Below are 2,704 nucleotides of genomic sequence, written 5' to 3'. Positions count from 1 at the left end.
GTGCAGCGACGACTGGTACTTTGCGCGCGTGACCGCGAGCGTGGAGCCGCGCCAGGCGGCCAGCATCACCAGCGCGGAGCGCTCGCCGAGGCGATCGTAGAGCCGCGACAGCCGGTACACGTTGTTCACGGAGTTGCCGATCTCCGGCTTGAAGAACAGGAGAATGCGCTGGAAGTTCGGGCTCGGCATGTCGAGCGCGCGCGCGGCGACCGCGAGCGCTTCGCCGCCGGGATCGTCGACGATCTGGGCCGCGACGCGCGAGGGCAGGATCAGGCTGTCGCCGAGCTCGTAGGTGAAATTCTCGACGTCGCCCGCGATCGCCGCCATCTCCAGGATCTGGATCGCGCGCTTGGCGCGCACGGTCGGAATCCGCGGCGCGGCCTTCAGCGGCGTCTGCTCCAGATTGTGCAGGATCAACGCGCGCTGGGACGCATCGGCGCCGAAGAACATGTCGTGGATTTCGGCAGCGTCCGTCGGCTGCATCGCCATGTTCGAGGCCATGCGCTGCTCGGCCTCGGTCGGCGCGCGGACCGGGGAGGGCTCCGGCGGGGACGCCGGGATTTCGCGCGCGAGCGGAACCCTGCGGCCTTCCTGGGCGGCGACCAGCCCGAGCTTCTGCAGGATCGGGACCGGCGTCGATGGATAGACCGCAAGCCGCGCCTTGACGGCCGCGCGCGTCGCATCGTCGACCTGGTCGATCAATCGCGTGGCGAGTTCGACGAATTGCCGCTGCTCGTCCTCGCTGTGGACGCGCGTCTGGACATAGAGGTCGGTCAGCACGCGCAGCAGCGTCGGGCGAACATCGACGCCTTCGCGACGGGAGAGGGTCATCAGCCCGTCGAATCCGGGAAACAGCGACTTGGTCATGGAGGCGTACGCAACTCGGAAAAGAGACTCGCGGACGAGCATAGCGCAGGTTCTTTTAAAGCCTCGTTAAGGAAAACGAGGCGTGAAGCCGGCCCTGCAATTCCAGGCATTGTCGTGCCGCAACGGGACGGCGCGGCCGGTTCCGTGCGGTTACGGTCCAAAGGCCATCTTTACACCCCGTTAACCATGAGCTGATCTTAATGATCCGCATGTTGCTGGGGCGCGTTTGGTCGCGCGGCAATTGAAGAGAGCTGACATGGGGACCATCATCGAATTTCCGGCCGGTCGCCGGGTAGGCTCGTCGGGGGACGTCACACCGCGCGCGGACATGGGGACGATTCTGATCCTTCCCGTGATCCGCATCGAGCGCGAGGCGGACGAAACCAGCGGCGATCGTGGGCCGGAAGCGGGCACAGCGCCGGGGCGCCGTCGTCGTCGCCGCTAGATCCGGCTCTCGCAATGCCGGACACCATCCGCCAGATCCGGCCCTTCGTATCGGCCGTCCTGCTCACGCTGCTCGGTGCGGCGCTCGGCGCCTGTAGTGGCGGCGATTTCGGCCGCACCCGCGAGAGCATGCGCAGCGACGACATGCATCGCTGGCTCGGCGCCGAGGTCACCGCGAGCGTCGGGTTGAGGCCGTCGCAATTCCAGCTCACCGACGAGGAGCGCCAGCTTCGCGACCTCGCCTATCCCCTGATCGAGCCGCCGCTGTCGCGCCCCGCATGGAAGAGCGTGTTCGGCGACTACAAGGCCTTGCCGTCACCGTGGCGGCAGAAGGTCGTGTTCGACCGCACCATGTACGGGCGCACGCTGATCGACGAGCCGCACCGCTCGCATTCCTCGCGCTATGCGCAGCTGATCGAGGACGTGCGCAACGACACCACCCGCTTCGAGCCGTTCTTCGCCTCCGCGATCCGCGTCATCGATCTCGACAAGAAGCGCAATGCCAGCATGGCGCGCGTCTCCGCCCTCTCGCCGAAGGAGAGGGAGGATGCGGTCGAGCGCATGCAGGAGAACTCGCTGATCATCCAGTGGGTGCAGCAGTGCCTGGAGCAGCGCGTCTCCTCCTATCGCTGGGCGCTGGAGCGCCTGGTGATCCAGGCGCCCGACGGCATGGCCGCCGACGCCGACCGCCTGATCGGCGAGCTCGCAGCCCAGACTGCCAACCCGCCGGTCCAAGCGCAGCCGCCCTACGGTCGCGCGGTCATCTCGAAGGGCTGACCCGCGGCAATTGCTTCGGCATCGCACGTTCGAGGAACGCGAACAGCCTGCGCTCGGAGTCCTGACGTCCCGTGCCCCAACTGTCGAGGAGCAGGACGACGTAGCCATGCGCGACGGCTCTGCGCGCCCAGGCCGCGATGGCAGGATTCAGTCCCGCGCACTGGTGCAGGAGCGCGATGGCAGGGAACGGGCCGGCGCCGTCCGGCTTGAGCAGCACCATGCGCGGTGCGACAAATTGCTCGATGCTCTCGGCTGCAACGGGAAGAACAAGGTCGGACGCAATTGTTGCTCCGCGGTAGATCGCCCCGGCATCCCAGACCACAGGGGTCCATTGCAGCCCATCCTGCGCGGCGGCCCCGCCAGTACTCCAGGCTGCGACCGACCCTGCAACCAGCGCGACGAGCGCGCCAAGGCGCCACCCGCTGCAGGGGCGGGAACTCGTGCCTGGCGCAGCCGCCAGCCCCGTTGAGCATATCCGCGTACCGATCTGATTGGCGCTTGTTCTTCGACGCTATATCGATAGGATCATCTGGTTGCACCAAGTCATTTTTGCGCGAAGGAATTTTGGGATGAGCTCAGATTCCAGGACTGCATTTGAATCCGTATCGAATTTTTC

At 66.4% G+C, this 2,704-nt stretch carries 4 protein-coding genes; 2 read left to right on the top strand and 2 right to left on the bottom strand.

Annotated features, from left to right (window positions below; genetic code table 11):
• The coding region (locus AC1D00_RS35525; RefSeq protein WP_477013878.1) for a DUF2336 domain-containing protein at positions 1 to 867 on the bottom strand (867 nt) is incomplete at its 3' end.
• 256 nt (positions 868 to 1,123) lie between these two features.
• On the opposite strand from AC1D00_RS35525, the gene AC1D00_RS35520 reads away from it, so the two are divergent.
• Together AC1D00_RS35520 and AC1D00_RS35515 are read left to right on the top strand one after the other, a co-directional pair.
• Positions 1,124 to 1,312 (top strand): hypothetical protein, encoded by a 189-nt coding sequence (locus AC1D00_RS35520; protein WP_027531082.1) that lies wholly within the window; start codon positions 1,124 to 1,126, stop codon positions 1,310 to 1,312.
• A 14-nt stretch (positions 1,313 to 1,326) separates the two neighbouring features.
• Positions 1,327 to 2,088, top strand: a complete 762-nt coding sequence (locus AC1D00_RS35515; RefSeq protein WP_135172541.1) for a hypothetical protein — start codon at positions 1,327 to 1,329, stop codon at positions 2,086 to 2,088.
• Here AC1D00_RS35515 and AC1D00_RS35510 read toward each other — a convergent pair.
• On the bottom strand, positions 2,072 to 2,308 hold the full coding sequence (locus AC1D00_RS35510; RefSeq protein ID WP_404554359.1) for a dienelactone hydrolase family protein: 237 nt from the start codon (positions 2,306 to 2,308) through the stop codon (positions 2,072 to 2,074). The two genes, AC1D00_RS35515 and AC1D00_RS35510, sit on opposite strands and share 17 nt — an antisense overlap.
• Between the last annotated feature and the right edge of the window lie 396 nt (positions 2,309 to 2,704).

Source organism: Bradyrhizobium sp. P2_E8, assembly GCF_056403875.1.
Note: the sequence above shows the minus strand (reverse complement) of the source record. Positions and strands in the feature narration are given on the sequence as shown.